Source organism: Paenibacillus sp. J22P218, assembly GCF_056269195.1.
This window is the reverse complement of sequence record NZ_JBWDNL010000004.1, coordinates 578268-595432: the sequence shown is the minus strand read 5'-3', so window position 1 is coordinate 595432 and position 17165 is coordinate 578268. Positions and strand designations below refer to the sequence as shown.

At 51.7% G+C, this 17165-nt stretch carries 10 protein-coding genes; 6 read left to right on the top strand and 4 right to left on the bottom strand.

Translation table 11 applies throughout. From position 1 onward, the window contains the following. Window positions 1-79: 79 nt before the first annotated feature. Complete coding sequence (locus tag AC0YN0_RS20725) at window positions 80-4480, bottom strand: helix-turn-helix transcriptional regulator (RefSeq protein WP_475822950.1); 4401 nt, start codon at window positions 4478-4480, stop codon at window positions 80-82. Between the two features lie 324 nt (window positions 4481-4804). Here AC0YN0_RS20725 and AC0YN0_RS20720 point away from each other — a divergent pair, with 324 nt between their 5' ends. Further along, entirely contained in the window at window positions 4805-8371 is a 3567-nt protein-coding gene (locus AC0YN0_RS20720) for an S-layer homology domain-containing protein (RefSeq protein WP_475822949.1), read from the top strand. A 112-nt stretch (window positions 8372-8483) separates the two neighbouring features. Here the strand turns inward: AC0YN0_RS20720 and AC0YN0_RS20715 are convergent, their stop codons facing one another. After that, window positions 8484-8975 (bottom strand): pyridoxamine 5'-phosphate oxidase family protein, encoded by a 492-nt coding sequence (locus tag AC0YN0_RS20715; RefSeq protein WP_475822948.1) that lies wholly within the window; start codon window positions 8973-8975, stop codon window positions 8484-8486. A gap of 200 nt (window positions 8976-9175) precedes the next feature. Between AC0YN0_RS20715 and AC0YN0_RS20710 the strand changes: the two genes are divergently transcribed. From AC0YN0_RS20710 to AC0YN0_RS20700, 3 genes are read left to right on the top strand one after another with little or no spacing between them, the layout of a single operon-like run. Beyond that, on the top strand, window positions 9176-10351 hold the full coding sequence (locus tag AC0YN0_RS20710; RefSeq protein ID WP_475822947.1) for a glycosyltransferase family 4 protein: 1176 nt from the start codon (window positions 9176-9178) through the stop codon (window positions 10349-10351). Between the two features lie 2 nt (window positions 10352-10353). After that, on the top strand, window positions 10354-11694 hold the full coding sequence (locus AC0YN0_RS20705) for a UDP-glucose dehydrogenase family protein (protein WP_475823042.1): 1341 nt from the start codon (window positions 10354-10356) through the stop codon (window positions 11692-11694). A gap of 28 nt (window positions 11695-11722) precedes the next feature. After that, window positions 11723-12691 carry a metal-dependent hydrolase gene (locus AC0YN0_RS20700; RefSeq protein WP_475822946.1) on the top strand — a complete coding sequence of 323 codons (969 nt, stop codon included), beginning with the start codon at window positions 11723-11725 and terminating at the stop codon, window positions 12689-12691. A 12-nt stretch (window positions 12692-12703) separates the two neighbouring features. On the opposite strand, the gene AC0YN0_RS20695 is transcribed toward AC0YN0_RS20700, so the two are convergent. Further along, window positions 12704-13057, bottom strand: a complete 354-nt coding sequence (locus tag AC0YN0_RS20695) for a DoxX family protein (RefSeq protein ID WP_475822945.1) — start codon at window positions 13055-13057, stop codon at window positions 12704-12706. 145 nt (window positions 13058-13202) lie between these two features. On the opposite strand from AC0YN0_RS20695, the gene AC0YN0_RS20690 reads away from it, so the two are divergent. Next, window positions 13203-13562 (top strand): winged helix-turn-helix transcriptional regulator, encoded by a 360-nt coding sequence (locus tag AC0YN0_RS20690; RefSeq protein ID WP_475822944.1) that lies wholly within the window; start codon window positions 13203-13205, stop codon window positions 13560-13562. Between the two features lie 95 nt (window positions 13563-13657). Next, complete coding sequence (locus AC0YN0_RS20685; RefSeq protein WP_475822943.1) at window positions 13658-14383, top strand: 3-ketoacyl-ACP reductase; 726 nt, start codon at window positions 13658-13660, stop codon at window positions 14381-14383. A gap of 69 nt (window positions 14384-14452) precedes the next feature. Here the strand turns inward: AC0YN0_RS20685 and AC0YN0_RS20680 are convergent, their stop codons facing one another. Continuing rightward, entirely contained in the window at window positions 14453-17080 is a 2628-nt protein-coding gene (locus AC0YN0_RS20680) for a family 16 glycosylhydrolase (RefSeq protein WP_475822942.1), read from the bottom strand. Window positions 17081-17165 lie beyond the last annotated feature (85 nt).

The window sequence follows — 17165 nt, the reverse complement described above, 5'->3', positions numbered from 1 at the left end:
CAATCAACCCCTGCAGGCCTTGCGCTGCGAGGGGTTGATTTATTTAGCATGGGATTAAGGGTTAGTGCTTGTTCAAGGGCTAATCAAGCAGCTTCAGCTCTTTTGCTTGCATAATTGCTTTCGTTCGGCGGTTTACCTTGAGTTTGGCGAATATATGCTTCACATGCACTTTGACGGTGCCGGCCGCAATGACGAGCCGTTCGGCTATTTCTTTGTTGGAGAGCCCTGCAGCAAGCAGCGCCAGCACTTCCAGCTCGCGCTCGGTCAATGGCTCCTCTATCGCTTCAGCTTGCTCTGACGTTACTTCTACTTCACTATTCACGGAGGAAGCTTCCTCTTCCGATGATTGACGCAACACGCACATCATCAGCGCTTGGGAGGCCATTGCGAGCAGCACCCCGGTTTGTGCCGCATCGAGTACGCCGGTCGCGAGGCGATTCTCCAGGAAGAGCACGCCGAGCAGCGTACCGTGAATCTTGACGGGCAAGCAAAGCATGGACTGCGGGCGATGCAGCGCCATGTATGGGTTGCGAGTGACCCAACTGTCTGGCTCGCCGTTGTACGTAACGGTCTCTTGCGTCCGGTAGACGTATCTGACAATGCCCTCAGGCAGCAGCGGGCTGCCTTGCAGCTCGCGTTCGACGGCGACAGCAGCTTCATTCGGCTCAGCGTAGACTTGGATACGCAAATCGCCGTCGTTCGCTGACAGCAGAGCCCCTGTGCCGGCGCCGGCATAGGTCATAATGACTGTTAACAGCTCGGCAAGCATAGCATCGGCGCTATCGCGTCCGGTAATGACGCGAGTTGCTCGGAGGATGGCGGCTAATTCGGCTTCAAGATCGGAGGCGGGAGTTTCCGGCTTATTGGCAGCCGCCGCTTCGACGGGCGTTAATTGTGCGTCTCGCAAACTGTCATGGCCGGCTTGCAGCTTCAGCTCTTCCCGATTCCCGCTCCGTTTATTGGTGAGCTGTGCAATCTTCCTAGGCAGCTCCCATTCCGAATAACCTTCAAGCGCTATCCGCTCGTAATGGCGAGCGGACGCATCCCGTCGTCTGCGCTCGTAGAACCTTCCGGCCAGCTCGCCGCCGAGCGCCTTAACGCGCAGATCGCCGTATTCGTAGGCCTCCCGAAGCGCCGTATCGTATAGCCGTTCAGCGTCTTTAATTCGTCCTCGCGCTTCGGCGTAGGCGGCATGCAGCAGTGTGCAACGCGCCCGGAAGTTGGTCTCGCTGCCGTCCGCGAATCGGCGGAACCGGCGCAGCAGCTTTTGGATGCGGGCAGCTTTGACGCGCTGCGGCGCCCTTCCATCAGCTGTGCAGGAGCCAATCATGGAGAGCGCTTCGTAGAAGCAGCATTCCGGCATATGGGGAAGATGGGTCGCATACGGCTCGTGTGGTCCCGCTTTGGCGCTCCATGCCTCGGCTTCCTCGTAGCGCCCTTCTAGGTAGAACAATTGCGCTTTGTAAGTGCTGTACTGGTAAAGCGTCGTTGCAGCTGTTTCCTCTTGTCCGATGCGGGCGAGAAACGCCTCTTCCGAGAACCGGCCATCGTTGAAGGAAACCGGTGATTCCGTTCTTCCCTGCAGCGCGGCGATCCATTGCTCATATAAAAAGAAGTTTTGCTGCACGAACTCGTCTTTTGTTGTCTCCAGCACGGTCAAGTACTCGGCGATGACGCGCGCCATTTCGCTAAGCGAGCTGCGCGTATACAGAGAATTGACGTGGCCGCCCATTGCGTAGCTGGCAAAAATATAATTCCCGGCGTTCATGCCGTGACGCATCGCCTGCGGCAAGTAGTAGTCGGTTTCGCGGGCGTCTCCGGCAAAAATGCTGCTGACCGCGCTGTACATGGTGAACGCCATGCTGCTAACCGAAGCCATGCCGCTGCTTTCGGCGAGTTGGATGCCCAGCCCCCCGAGTCTCCGGGCTTGTTCATGATTGCGCCATGCGGTTTCCGCAAGCATCCCGTAAGCAGAGATGACGACCGCTGTGAGCGGCGATTGGCCGCCGCGCAGCGACAACCTTAGCGCTCGGCTCGTCAACATAAAGAAAATGCTTTTGTCCGTAAAAAAGCTGGATGGCACAATAGCCGCGATTTGTCCTAATGCAGCGGATAGCTGCGGATCGGTCATCTCAGGCAGTAGATGCGACCGTTTCCGTGAGCGCAACAGCAGCCAGTTTGTTTTCCACTTCTCGGTTAGAAGCCGCAGCGGTCCCGGGTCAGAAGACAGGCGAATACCCAATTCAGCTAAGCTATGCAGCCCAAGCGCCGTTCCTTCGGCATATTTACCTTGATTAATCAATTGCATAATGCGAATCATTCGAACGCGGCTGCGTTCAATCGGGTTGCGAGCCCGTGTAAGCAAACGTTCAATCCGTTGCAGCGAATCTTCCGACTGGCCGCACAGATAAGCGCATTCCGCCAAACGGGCGTGCAGCTCAAAGCATAATTCAAAGCGGTTGTTCCAATGCTGCTCCTTCAGTAACGAAGTTCCGTGAAAGAAATATCCGAGCGCGGCGTCATAGGCCGAAGAAGCCAATGCGTGATTACCGGCCTTTAAATTCAGTACGGCGAGCGACAGCCTCTCTTCGTCGCCGCGCAGCAGTTCCGCGCCGCGATTCATATGCAGCACCTGTTCGAACAGAAGGTCATTTCCGTCGCCTTCGTCTGCGCTGCTAGCGGAGAGAGCTCGTCCAATCGCTAAATGGAGCTCCTGACGCTTCGATTCATCAATACGGCCGTAAATTAACTTTTGGATGCTGTCATGGGCAAAGCGGGCGCTTCCATCGGACTGTGCTACAACCAGTCCTTCGACTTCCACCGCATGCCAAGCTGTCAAGCGGTCTTCTGCGGAGAGTCCGCATACTCGCGCGGCAAGCTCGTCAGTAAATATGAAGCCAATGCAGGATGCCGCCTCCGCCAGTGATAAGGCAGTTTGCGGAAGCAGTCTAAGGCGATACTCCAGAAGACCGCCGATTTCGAATTCCGCTTCATCAACAGGGATGGAGTCGAGCTGCCATTGCCACATATTTTTATCCAGCTGAAACTGTAACCGCCGTTCATCGCGCAACCGGAGCAGCAGTTGCTTGAAGTGAAACGGATTGCCGCCGGTATGCGTGACAATCGCCGTGCTAAGGGGCTGCGTTTGTTGCTCATTCGCGCCGAGGGTATCTGCCGCCAGCCGGTTCAATGTTGCCATAGGCAGCGGGGAAAGACGGATTTGCTTTACGGCGGTTTGCTCCGATGCGCTTCCCTGATCGCTCAAGCCTGGGAGCTTAATCGAGGGGGCAATATCGGGGCGATAGGAACCGACGAGCAGCAAGTATTGGCATTCCGGGTCGCGAATTAACGCATCGAGCAGCTGCAGAGAGGAGGCATCCGCCCATTGCAGATCATCAATAAACAGCACAAGGGGATGCTCTTTGGCTGCAAGCGCCTGCGCAAAGCGGCGGAACGCATAGAGAAACCGTTTGCGCGCCTCCGCCGTCGGCAGTTCCTCTTCGCTCCCCGCGACGGTTCCAAGCAGCAGGCGAGCTTCGGGGATAAGGGCGGTAATAACGCCGGCAACACTGCCGATCGTCAGCGTCAGCTTAACGCGCAAAGCCTCAACGAAGGCTTCCGATTCGCCAAGCAGTCGGCGTATAAGACCGCGGAACGCTTTGACGATTGGCTCATAAGGAACGCCAGCCGCAAGCTGCTCGAATTTGCCCGATATGAAATAGTAGGAATCGGCTAGCTTGCCGTCACGGAACGTTTCCTCGATGAGCCGCGTTTTTCCAATGCCAGCCTCTCCGCATACATACACCGCCTCGGACGAACCAAGGCAAACGGAACGGAAGGCTTGCTCGAGCTGAACGGCTTCGGATTCCCGGCCGTAAAATCCGGGCGCTCCATGCTGAGCGGGATTCGCCTGTTCACAACCTTCAAGCGCCACTAGCAGGCTTTCCGCTGAAACAAACCGGTTGTCAGGATTTTTATCCAGCAGCTTCAGCACGAGCTGATCCAATGCCACCGATAGCTCTGTAATACGACCGCGCAGGGAGAGAGGGCTTTGCGCCAGATGCATATACATCCACTCCAGCGGATCATCCGCGGCAAAGGGCGGCTCACCGGCAAGCATTTCATAGAAAATAACGCCTAACGAATACAGGGTGCTGCGCTCATCCTCCTGCCGCCTCATGCGGCCGGTACGCTCAGGAGAGCAATAAGGCCAGTCGGCTTCGCTCAGCGGACCGCTGCGTTCAGGCTGCAGAAGCCGGACTTCGCCGCTAGCGGCAATCGCAATCGTATTTGGCCGCAAATTGGGCAAGGGATAGCCTTGCTCGCTGCTTGCGGCAAGCGCGGCAGCTATTGCACTCGCAAGCGGCAGAAACTGGTCCGGCGGCATCTTAGGCCCTGTGATTAACCGTTCACTTAGCGTAATAAAAGACGGATGAATGGGTGGGTCTGATCTGTTATGAGAAATGGGGGCATTCGACATCTATAAAACCATCCTTCGAGTAATCTAGCCTATATTCGAAAAATGAGGGTTTGTGTTTGTGGGGTATGACTGAATATTCCTCATAAACTAGTTTATCGTCAGTGGTTAACGATGTAAATTGTCGATTTACGGCGAGAGAATCGGGCCTAATGAAGAGAAGCACGCTACTCCATACCTCCTTTGAGGTATATTTGCGCGAGAAATGCGGATTAAACGAAAAAATACCCCAAATGGGTAATAGTTTTCTACAGAGCGGTGCATTAATCTTGTTGAATTAGAAGCTATTGCAAGTGCAATGATTTTACAAACGAAAGGAATAATCGTATGCCAAAAAGAAGCCTATTATTCACTCTGGCAGCCGTTACGCTGCTGTTGCCGCTAATTGGTTCGCTTGCGACAGCCGCTATGGTAAATCCGGTTAGTGCCGCGACTGCTGTTACAGGAGAAGTCATGACCGGCTTCCAGAATGAGACCAACGATGTTTATGACGGCTACGTCACCGAGTACACGTTCAGCTCGGGCGGTGTCGTACAGCAAAGCGCTGCTCCTCCGTCCGATGCCGATTGGATTACGCCTTCCAATATTAATGATACGGGTTGGGGCAATAGCTGGGACGAAGTGTTTACTTATAGCGATTTTGGCGAAATCGATGAGACAACCGACCCGATGAGTATTCCGCCAACGGCGACTTGGGTAACGATTTCATCCTTTCAAGTCGCAGCGGTACCTATTGGCGATACGGTCTATCATTATTCGGTTAACGGAACCGAAGTTCTAACCGCTACGAATGCGTTGGACATTCCGTCCAACGCGCTGTGGGCAACGATTGTTTCTTTCACCGACGGCTGGAATCAAATTAAAAACGAAACATTTACGGCATACACGCTTGCGCGTACGATTCCGTCCGTTATTTCGTTGGAGCTCACATCCGCTAACGGCCAAGACGGTTATGTGAAGAACGGCAATGCGGTGATTCTTACGCTGCATACGGATATTCCGATTGCGAGACCTGTTCTGGAGATGGCCGGCAATGATATGCCGGTAGCGGGAAGCGGCACGAGTTGGAACGCCGTCCTTACTATAACCACATCACAAGTTCCTGATGGAAATTTGTCGGTATCCGCTGCGTTTTATTCGGAGGAGGGAGTTCCGGGACAGGTTCAATACGGGACGACGGACGGTTCATCCTTCATAGTTGACCAAACGGCGCCATCCCTTTCCCATTCGCTGTCTCCCGCGGGTGCGACAAATGAGGATGTGACGGTACAGGTTACGGCGAGCGATGCTGGAATCGGTGTTGGACTGATGAAGTGGGCACCAGGCACGCAATCGGGTTATTATCTCCTAACAGAAGGAACGACGTTTACGGGAAGCTTTACGGCGACAGCTAACGGGCCCTATACGGTGTATGCGCAGGATCAGCTTGGCAACCCTGCTATGCTTTCCATAACCGTCTCGAACATTGACCTTACAAATCCGACCGTTTCGCTTACGGCCAGTGCGACTGCACCGACGAACGCCGATATTGCAGTGACGGCGACGGTTGCCGATGATGTTGCTATAGACAAGCAGCTATGGGCTGCGGGCTTGCAGAATGCGTCGTATTTTCAGACAGGAAACGGAACCTCGTTTGCCAGTCAATTTTTTGCAACCGATAGAGGCACTTATTCTGTATATGTGGAAGATACGGCTGGCAATTATGCGATAACCACCATTACAGTGTCAAATGTATTCAAGACGGAGCCTGAATTAACGCTGACGGCTTACCCGGAGACGCCGACGAATGATACGGTACTGGTAGAGATTGAAGCACAGGCCGATGGGGAGGATGAAGGAAACGCGATTGTTGTGCTCCTCTGGGCCGAAGGTGACCAGGAGATCTTGTATTTTACTGACGGCGGCGGTCAGGACATTCTTGCCGATCGGGCATTCGAAGCGAGCGAGAATGGACAATATACGGTATATGCCCGGGATACGGTTGGCAATGAGAAGATATCTAATATTGATATAACCAATATTGACCTTGCAGCACCTACGCTGACGTTGACGCCGGACGTTACCGCGCCGACTAACGATTACGTGACGATCACAGTGACTGCCGAGGATGCTGAAAGCGGCCTCCGCGAGGTGCGATGGTCTGCAACCGAACCGGATTTTGATAGTCCGTGGCCTTCCAGCGAGGTCGAGGACGGCGAATTTACCGTGGAATCGAATGGAACATACACCGTTATGGCTTTCGACAATGCGGGCAATGAAACGCTTCGTCAGATTAGCGTGACGAACATAATGAACGACGTTCCTACGGTGCTGCTGCGTCCCGGGACGACCGCGCCTGTTGGCGATAAAGTTTCTGTAGCAGTGGAAGCCGCCGCCTTGGGCACGGGCAATTCGATTGACGTTATTTTGTGGGCAGCGGGAGATCGGCCGACCGGTTTTTTCCGTGAAGGGTTAAGCGATGATATTACGGAAGAGATGCAGTTCGATGTGACGAAGAACGGAATATATACGGTCTACGTTCGTGATATTGCCGGCAACGAAGTGGTAGAGAAGATACGAATTGATAATATTCGGAGTGCGAATACAGCACCTGGAAGCGTGCAAAAAAACGTGTTTATCGCGGTACTGAACGGCAAGCTTACGACGGGGCTGAACGAAACGATCACAAGCAGCCCCGATGGCTGGATTAGGTATGATCTGAAGCTGGACGATGCAGCGGCAATCGCCGTTCTTGCACGGGCAAGCGGGGAGAACGAGCTGCGTATTGAACCAGATGGCGAGTCCGCTCCACAGATCGACGCGGTTACACTTACGTTGTCGGCAAAGGCGCAGTCCCAGCTAAAGGAGCGAGGTATTAGGCTTACTTTGGATACTGGCGATGCTATTTATGAAATGCCAGCCGGATTTGCGGCTGACGGGGTCAGTGAGTTAGTCGTGCAGCTAAAGGCGCTGCGCCAGCCAACGGATGCCAAACAGCTGCTTGCCGATGCAACCGCAACCCGCTCTAAGGAGTGGCAGCTTAAGCAAGTGGGTGTACCTTTATCGTTTACAACTAACGCAGCAGGTACTGCTGTCAATGATGTAATGGTTATTCCTTTACCGGAAGGACTTGACGCCATAGCGTTGAGTAAGCTCGCCGTCTTCATGGAAAGCGGCAGCGATTCGAAAACAATCTCAGCGGGCACAGTCCGTTACGATTCGCAAGGACGCGCAACAGGTATCGTGGTTGACGCCGGCGCTTCAGGCTGCATGATGGTGCTGCAAGCTGAGCCGGTAGCTGTTACGTATGAACGCTACATTAACGGCTATGCCGACGGCAGCTTTGCTCCTTCGCGTACGATAACGCGAGCGGAGTTAGCGGCTCTTCTCATGAAGTTGTCTACGTCAGAAGCCGTTACTAAAAGCGGCGACGACGTTGCTGCTTACGGCGATGTGCCGCAAACGCACTGGGCGTCCGAGGCTATCGACTATGTGACTGCTGCCGGATGGATGGGCGGGGGATCGAACGGCCTGTTCCGTCCGGGTGATCAGCTGACGCGAGCGGAGCTGGCTACCGTGCTTGTACGGTGGCGCAAGGTGCAGCCAATCGGGGGCACCGACTTTGCCGACGCGGATTCCCACTGGGCTTCCGAGGCCATTGCTTCAGCCGAGCGGGAAGGGTGGTTAGTCGGTTATCCGGACGGCAGCTTCCGTCCTAATGCTAGCGTGACGCGTGCCGAGGCGGTTAAAGTACTGAACGGTGTGCTCGGTCGTCCACCGCTCGTGGAAGATGGTTTGGCTTGGTCCGACGTACCAGCCTACCATTGGGCAGCTGACGCCATTCGCTCCGCATCGCAATCGTTCGAGGCGCTACACGATCTCAGCGGCGAGACCCGGCTGATCATCGTCAAGTAAGAGTCGATTTAACTCTAAATAAACAAAAGAAACCGTTTCTCCGTAGAATGGAAGCTTAGCTTACCATTTACGAAAGGAACGGTTTCTTTGCATATACTCGTGGCTAGAACGGCTAATTTAACTCCACGATCTTGTTAATGTCCGTACCTTCCGTATTTTTGCCCATCAGCCTTCGGAACAAGAATTTCGCCATTTTGAACTTGTTGCCGGAATCCCAATATTCGGCCGTTTCTGCCTTCACCTTAATGAGAACGAGATTAGGATCGTCATAGGACGTTTCCAACAGCTCCTCGTACATCGGATTCCAGAACTGCTTCAGCTTTTCGGTGCTTTCCACCAACTCGGCTTCGCCGCGAATAGAAACAAAGGATTTGCCTGCATAAGCTACGTTGACTTGTCGTTTCTGGAGCAATTCGTGGAACTTTCCGGTGTCTTTCTTAGTCAGGAACCACAGGTCTCCATCGAACTCGACGTCTTGGGTTTTCATGGGGCGCGAAACGAGTCCATCCTCCGATATCGTAGTCAGCATAGCCGTTTTAATATCTTTGATTAACTCGCGAACGGTTTCGATCGCTTCTTGGTCTTCGGTTGTTGCATTCGTCAATCTATTCACCTTTTTCTTATGTTTTTTAATAGTATTCCACCCCTTGCGCAATTGCATGTATAAAGAAGCTCAGTTTAAGAGTTATTACACGGGCAAGTCCGAAATTTGCATAAACATTACTTGGCGATAAAGCAGCGATAATGATTGCGTGCTACTTTGGGGATAGATCCAAATACAGGTCTGAAAAAGGGAGTGAATGGATGAGGATTGCTGTTTTCTCAGACACGTTTGTCCCCCAGGTGAATGGCGTCGCGCTTACTTTAAAGCGCTGGACCGACTACCTGTCCATGCAGAGTGCCAATTGCAAGCTGTTCGTACCTACGGAGCCAGAGCCTGTCTATGAGGATCTGGTGTGTCGGCTGGCCAGTATCCCCTTCTGGGCTTATCCGGAGCATCGATTCGTTATTCCCAATTTGCTGCGTATACGCAATGAACTTGCTGAATTCAAACCAGACATTGTTCATGTTGCTACCCCATTTAATGTAGGTCTGGCCGGAATGTATGCCGCTCAGAAGCTTCATATCCCCATCGTTGCCTCGTATCATACCCATTTCGACCAGTATCTCGAGTCTTATTGGTTTCCGTTCGCGCATTCCTGGTACTGGTCTTATATGAAATGGTTTCATCGTAATTGCCGCGCCATCTTCGCGCCTTCGCATGAGACCATTCATCTTTTGCAATCCAAGGGATTAAATGAAGCCCAGTTATGGTCGAGGGGGGTTGACTGCGACAGATTCACGCCACTGAAGCGTTCCGACCGTGTTCGTGAGCTTTACGGGATTAAGGAGAGATATCTCCTGCTATTCGTTGGGCGATTGGCTCCTGAGAAAGATCTGGATGTTTTGCTTCAATTAATGCATCGGCTGCCGGACCGCATTCGCTGTCAGGTGCACTGGCTTGTCGTTGGCGATGGTCCGATGATGGAAGAAGGCCGCAAGGAAGCTCCGCAGAATGTTACCTTTACCGGCTACCGGAGCGGGGAGGAGCTTGCAGAATGGTATGCCTCCTCCGATTTATTTGTTTTTCCTTCTTCCTCGGAAACCTTTGGCAATGTCGTGTTGGAGGCTGCGGCCTCCGGTCTTCCTGCTATAGTAGCCGACAAGGGGGGCGTGACCGAAATTGTCCAACATGGCAGGACTGGGCTGCACGCTCAAGCGGGAAATGTAGAGAGCTTTCTTGCGGCATTGACCGACTGGTTCGACGAACCAGACAAATGGCAATCGTTCCGTGCGGAGGCGAGGGAGCATGCGCAATCCCGCACTTGGGAGAAAGCAATGCAGTCGATATACACTCGCTGTCAGCAGATTGTGGAAGCGGAGCAGAATTCGGAGGAAGCCGGAAGCGGACGCATACAGGGAGAGGGTGAATCCGCTTGAAAATGACAGTCATGGGTACGGGATATGTCGGGTTGGTCACCGGGGCAGCCTTGGCTCGACTTGGACATCAAGTGGTGTGCGTAGATGTTAATAAAGATAAAATTAGGCTGCTCAAATCTGGCGGAATGCCGATCTGGGAGCCGGGGCTTGAGGACATGATCCGCGATGCGGAACTTGAGGGACTGCTGGATTACTCGATTGATGCAGCGGCCGCCGTATCTTGCAGCGACGTGGTCTTTGTGACCATCGGCACCCCTTCATCCGAGTCTGGTGAAGCGGATCTTTCCGCCTTATGGTCGGCCGTATATGCAATAACACCGATGCTGCCGGATGATGGACTTTTAATCATCAAAAGTACGGTCCCTGCAGGAACATGCGAACAAATCGAAGCTTATCTCCGCAAACGACTTCCCTCTTCCTCCCGCATTGCTGTTGCCCATAATCCCGAGTTTTTGCGACAAGGATCTGCTGTCCGGGATTTTCTTGCTCCGGATCGAATGGTTTTCGGCGCTTCCAGTCCAGAAACGCATAATCGGCTGGAAGAGATCTTTGCGCCAATTCAATCGCCTAAGATAAGATGCGGGTTAAGGGAAGCAGAGTTGATGAAGTGTGCTTCCAATGCCTTCTTGGCCATGAAAATATCTTATGCCAACATGATGTCTGATTTATGCGATGCGCTTGGCGTTTCAATAGATGCTGTTGCGGAAGGGATAGGTCTAGACCGCCGCATTGGTTCCGAGTTTCTGCGCGCCGGCGCCGGATATGGCGGCTCTTGCTTCCCCAAGGATCTTCGCGCGCTAATGGCGCTAGCTGCGCGAGAGCATTTGGATATGGAATTGCTGAAAGCAACCGAAGCAATCAACAGGCGGCGTGTTCAGGTCATTCGCAAAAAGCTGGAAAGCGTCTTTGGCGGAACTTTGAACGATAAGCATTTTACGATATATGGATTGGCCTTTAAGCCGAATACCGATGATACTCGTGAATCGCCCGCCCTTAAGATTTGTTCGATGCTGCAAGAAGCCGGGGGGCGTATAACGGCATACGACCCGGTTGTTACGCGCTTGCCGGACCGGCAGATTACTCTCGCCACGGATATGTATGCGGCAGCTGCGGAGAGCGATTGCGTGTTGATTGTAACCGAATGGGATCAGTTCGGCGACTTGGACTGGGGCAGATTGAGGCGGATGATGAGGTCGCCTTACATTTTGGACGCTAGAAATATGCTGGACACTGTGGTCATGGCCGCAAATTGTGAGCAATATGGCATTCACTATATGTCTCTCGGACGTCCTTCCATAACACCGGAAGTTCCATTAACGATAGGCCTTAGCAGATCAAATTGAAATTAATATGGGTGAAGAGGTGATTGATATGGACACCGCAAGCCATCTTCTTCTCGGCGTCACTTTAGGTGGATTGGCAATGGTTTTATCCGGTCCTGCAGTCGGTGATCATTCATCCGTTGTGTACGGATTATTCGCGGCGGCTATCATTGGCTCGAATGCTCCTGATTTCGACATCGCCATTCGTATACGCGGATATGAATCCTATTTATTGCATCATCGGGGATTCAGCCACTCATTGCCGATGCTAGCAGGTTGGCCGGTTATACTTACTCCATTAATTGCGTATCTATTTCATGCTTGGGATTATATGATTCCGCTGTTCCTCTGGACAATGGCCGGTGTCGTGCTTCATGTTTTTCTCGATTTCTTCAATGCGTATGGCGTGCAATGTTTCCGGCCGATCTCAAGGAAATGGTTTCACGGCGACGCGATCCCCATTTTTGACCCTGTCCTATTCGGACTTCATTTAGCGGGTTTGTTGTTATGGCTGTTTGGCGTCATTCCGGCACAGTTTGTATTTCCTCTTTTATACGTGATCACCTTTCTCTTCATCGGATACCGCATTGCGATTCATCGTTTGATGCTGCATATGGTTCGAAGGCGTTATGGAGTCGAAGGGGATTCCTTCTTAATTCCCAAGTGGTTGCCCCATAATTGGGGATACGTTCACGAAACGGAGCAGACCTATATTACGGGATCGATCCGCGGCACTTTTCTAAGGGAAGAAACGATATTCCAAAAGGGAGAGCCGAACGATATCGTTCAAGCGGTTATGGGCAGTGACGGCGTCCGCAGCTTTCTTGCCTTTGCGCATCGCGTGCACATTTCTTGGCAAAAGGTTCAGAACGGTTACATGGTAGAGCTGCGGGACGTCCGTTTTCGGCATGGAGAGAAGCTTCCCTTTGGAGTGGATATTACGCTGGATGACCATTTGCAGGTGACCGGCAATACCTTTGGATGGAAAAAGAAGCTATGGGAACCTCCGTTTTCCTAAAAGTTCGCAGGATTAGAAACGACCGATCGCAACGATTACGGCTAAAGCAAAGAAAACGATGTTCACGCCGATTTCACGATATTCCTTACGGTTAACATGGAGCAGGGCGCCAAGGAGAACGACCGCGGCAAGTGCGGTTGCGGCAATTGGCGTCCATACAGGTGCGACATTCAACGCTTGTGGCAGAATAATTCCGATTGCCCCTAACAACTCTGCCAACCCGATAAAGACGACGAATCCTTTGGATACGTCTTTTACCCAACCCCATGACGCCTTGGCTTTTTCATATTGAAAAACCTTCAACGATCCTGAGTAGATAAACGCTAATGCTGCAAGTCCTGAAACGATCCATAATGCGATATTCATAAATATTGCTAACCTCCCGACTACTTATTCGCTATCCGCTAAAGGTATAATAGCCCTAGTCATCCATTCGAGGAAGTAGGCACTTTATCTAAACATGGTATATAAAAAGTTACCTTTGCCAAGCAAAAGGAAAGGGGGGATTTCAATGAAAGAATATTGTAAATTTAAATCGGCGTTGGATATTTTAATAGGAAAATGGAAACCTGTCATTCTGCTTCAACTTATTTCAAACGATACAATGAGATTCAGCGAGCTTCAAAGAGCCATACCGGATATTAATAAAAAGATGCTTACCCAACAATTAAGAGAACTTGAGTACAACGATATCGTACATCGGGAGGTGTACAAACAAGTCCCTCCGAAAGTAGAATATTCGATTTCGCAATACGGCAAAGGGTTAAGCACGGTATTACAAGCATTGAACGATTGGGGAGCCGCACATATGGAGCATATGGACGAACTATACGGAGTAGATCGCTCAGGGGATAAATTCGGGGATAAATAGGGTAAAATGACAGAGACTCAGTAGTCTCTTGTTCAAAAAGCATGGCACCGTAGTATAATCGATAAGGAGATATAGAATGGAGAGGAGCTGCCTGCATGACGCAATCATTAAAAGGTAAAGTAGCCATTGTAACCGGTGCGGCAAGAGGTATCGGCAAAGCAACGGCGATTGCATTGGCAAAAGAAGGAGTAAACGTCGGTCTAATTGCAAGAAATGAAACGGCTCTACAACAAGTTGCCGCTGAATTGGAAGGGCTAGGCGTTAAAGCAGCCTATGCAACTGCTGATGTTTCATCGAAAGAACAAGTAGAAGCAGCGGTTGAAGTCATAAAAAATAATTTAGGTTACGCAGACATTTTGATAAATAATGCGGGAATTGCGACATTCGGTACGGTATTGGAGATGGATCCGGAAGAATGGAGACGTATAATTGATACGAATTTGCTCGGCACCTACTATGTAACGCGTGCGGTTTTGCCGCAGTTAATCGAAAAAAATGGCGGAGATATTATCAATATTTCCTCAACTAGCGGATTAAGCGGAGCAGCTACTTCAAGCGCCTACAGCGCATCGAAGTTCGCGGTGATAGGTTTTACGGAATCGCTGGCGCAAGAAGTTCGTCGCAACAATATTCGCGTATCCGCTCTAAACCCAAGTACGGTTGCGACAGATCTGGCGCTGGACTTGAACCTGATTAAAGAAAACAATGATTCGAAGTTTATGCAGCCGGAAGATATTGCTGAATTCATCGTTAATCAGTTGAAGCTCAATCCGCGTATTTACGTGAAAACGGCAAGCTTTATCGCGACGAATCCGTATTAAATATGTAGCATTATAGTAGAAATAGTCCCCGACCAGTGAGAAGGCCGGGGACTATACTTTGTTGGATATTTACTCCGGAGTCCCTTGCGTTACCCCATGGACATACGTCTGCCAAGCTGTATCCAGTGCTCCTTGCCCCGGATTATACGTGAAGAAGTACTCGACAGTATCCCCGTATTGCAGGTTATTGACAGGGTAAGTATAGTTGCCGTTCCCTGTCGTGGTCATTGCTACGTTCAGCTGGCCGCCGTTATTCACTTTATAGTGCAAATCAGCAAAGGTCGCGCCATTCACATAGAACAGAAGGTTATTGCCTGTTTTCTTCAGACCGCGCACGGCATCGCCGATAACGATAACGGTGGTCGGCGGCGATACGACCGTGATGGTCGAGACGGCAGTTTTGTTGCCGTCTGCTGTCGTAACTGTAACGGTTGCTGTACCCGGAGCGAGTCCGGTCACTAAGCCGCTCTGATTCACGGAAGCGACGCTGCTGTTAGAAGAGGACCAAGTAACCTGCGTATTCGTTGCGTTAGACGGTGCCACGCTGGCGCTTAGCTGGACGCTCTGTCCGACCTCCACCTGTGCAGCAGTCTGATTCAACGTTACGCCGGTAACCGATACGTTGCCAGGATTTTCGCCGCTGCCTTCTTTATAGACACGCACATAATCGACGAGCATCGTTGCAGGGATATCGGCTGGGTCCGGGGATAGGCCGCCGTCAAAGTGCCCGCCGATCGCTAGATTCATAATAAGGTAGAAAGGCTGATCGAACGGTGCGTTCGGATTGTTCGGCGCAGCTACGGAATACCATTGCTCCTTGCTTACTTTAAAGAAGAACTTGCCATCCACGTACCACTTCACATCGTCCTCTTCCCAGATCATCGAATACACATGATAATCGTTGGCGAAGGTTTGCCCTTGCGGGAAGTGATATTCGCCGGCGATATACCGATTCACTGGCCATTGTCCGCCAAAGTGTACGGCACCGCTCGTCGTGCCGGGCAAACGTCCTTTGGCTTCCATAATATCAATCTCGCCGGATGCCGCCCATGCACCGTACACGGAATCTTCCGGAAGCATCCATAGCGCCGGCCAGACGCCATTGCCTGTTGGCAGCTTGGCACGAATGTCCACTCTTCCGTACTGGAACGATAAATGATCCTTGGTGTTAATCTTGCCGGAGGAGTACTGTGCATACCGACTTGGGTCCTGCGGGAATGATTTTGGATCGTTCAAAGCTTTAATATTCAGCTTCCCGTCCTGTACGAATACATTTTGCGTGCTGTTCGTATAGTGCTGCAGCTCCGCGTTGCCCCAACCCCAGCTATTGGGATCGTTACCGATGTAATAGCCTTGTTCGTAATTCCATTTGTTCGTGTCGAGCGCTGTTCCGCTAAATTCATCCTGCCAAATGAGATTCATGCCGCTGACGGCAGGATCGCTTGGCGTTCCGATTGTAATATCCTCTTGATCGGTTACATCCGGACGCGGAGCATCGGGATTGCCGATAAAGGTATAAGTGACGTAGTTGTTGCCGACGCTTCCGCCTGCCTGCCCGTTCAACGGATAGCCGATCCGGATCTGGATATCCTCTTGGATGGGTTGGAACCAGAGCCCGTAGATGTAATCGGCCCAATATCCCCACTGATTGGCATCGGACATGTTATTGTAGCCATTACCGGCGTATACAAATCCGCTTAGACTGGAGTTGCTTATCGCTACCCATTGGCCGGCCACGTTAATCTGGTAGACGAAGTTTCCGAGCTCGGTGCCTATTGGTGCGCCCCCATCGATCTTAGGCAGCGGTATGCCGATCACGCCGCTTGCGTCTGCTGTATAGGTCGTTCCATCATAAGGAGTAATGACATAGGAGTTTCTGACAGGTTGATTGAAGGTGATCGTATACACGACGTTAGCTGAGGAGGTTTTCGATTCTAACTTGACGTTGATGGACTCTGTTACCGTAAACCAGTAGCCGCCGCCGCCTTCGGTGAATTGGCCGAAGTTGCTGTCATAGATCCAGCCGCTGGCTGCATTGTTGTTAATATCAATCCATGTGCTGCTGTTGACAGGTTTGACGGACACCTTCAGATCTGCAGCCACGGCTGCATAAGGTATTGCCGGATTGTTATTAAAGGTCGGATAAGTAAAGCCTGCGCCGCCCGTAAAACCAGCTGTAAGCTGAGGCCCCTGCGTAGGCGTCATGGCTGTAATGGTTGTCGTATTTATGTTCTGAAAGACAAGCGTGTAATTCAGCGTAACCCCGTTCGCCTTGGAGTATAGCTGAATCTCGGTCGTTGCGGAGAGAGTAAACCAATAACCGTTCGCGCCGCCGTCGCTCCAGTGTCCCCAGTTTTGATTGTAGATATAGCCGCTGACACTGTCAATATCGACCCAGCTGCCGCTTACCTTAACCTTGACGCCTACGTCGTCCGACACGTCGTTCCAAGTAGCAGCGCCTCCGTTGAAGATCGGCATGACAAACCCGTAGCTGGCTTGCCCAACCCCTGATTTGGAGATGACGGGACCGTCTGCCGATGAGAAATAAGCCATGGAGGTAACGGTTGTTCCTGCTGCCTCGACCCTTTGGATCGTCGAAGTTGGCAATAGCCCGACACTAGTCATCATGGCTACCGCTAAGAACAAACTGAATACCTTCTGCTTAAACCTCTTCTCCGTATGATAAATTCGCTTCATAATTGTCCTCCTTTAATAAAATAATGGATTCTCCAAGTATTTCGGTCCAGTGTGCGCACAAAGGTAACCGCTTACATGAGAGAAC

Bases quoted from the DNA above. Each gene is read 5' to 3' on its own strand.
- AC0YN0_RS20725 (WP_475822950.1), bottom strand. From the start codon at position 4,480: ATGTCGAATGCCCCCATTTCTCATAACAGATCAGACCCACCCATTCAT.
- AC0YN0_RS20720 (WP_475822949.1), top strand. From the start codon at position 4,805: ATGCCAAAAAGAAGCCTATTATTCACTCTGGCAGCCGTTACGCTGCTG.
- AC0YN0_RS20710 (WP_475822947.1), top strand. From the start codon at position 9,176: ATGAGGATTGCTGTTTTCTCAGACACGTTTGTCCCCCAGGTGAATGGC.
- AC0YN0_RS20705 (WP_475823042.1), top strand. From the start codon at position 10,354: ATGACAGTCATGGGTACGGGATATGTCGGGTTGGTCACCGGGGCAGCC.
- AC0YN0_RS20700 (WP_475822946.1), top strand. From the start codon at position 11,723: ATGGACACCGCAAGCCATCTTCTTCTCGGCGTCACTTTAGGTGGATTG.
- AC0YN0_RS20695 (WP_475822945.1), bottom strand. From the start codon at position 13,057: ATGAATATCGCATTATGGATCGTTTCAGGACTTGCAGCATTAGCGTTT.
- AC0YN0_RS20690 (WP_475822944.1), top strand. From the start codon at position 13,203: ATGAAAGAATATTGTAAATTTAAATCGGCGTTGGATATTTTAATAGGA.
- AC0YN0_RS20685 (WP_475822943.1), top strand. From the start codon at position 13,658: ATGACGCAATCATTAAAAGGTAAAGTAGCCATTGTAACCGGTGCGGCA.
- AC0YN0_RS20680 (WP_475822942.1), bottom strand. From the start codon at position 17,080: ATGAAGCGAATTTATCATACGGAGAAGAGGTTTAAGCAGAAGGTATTC.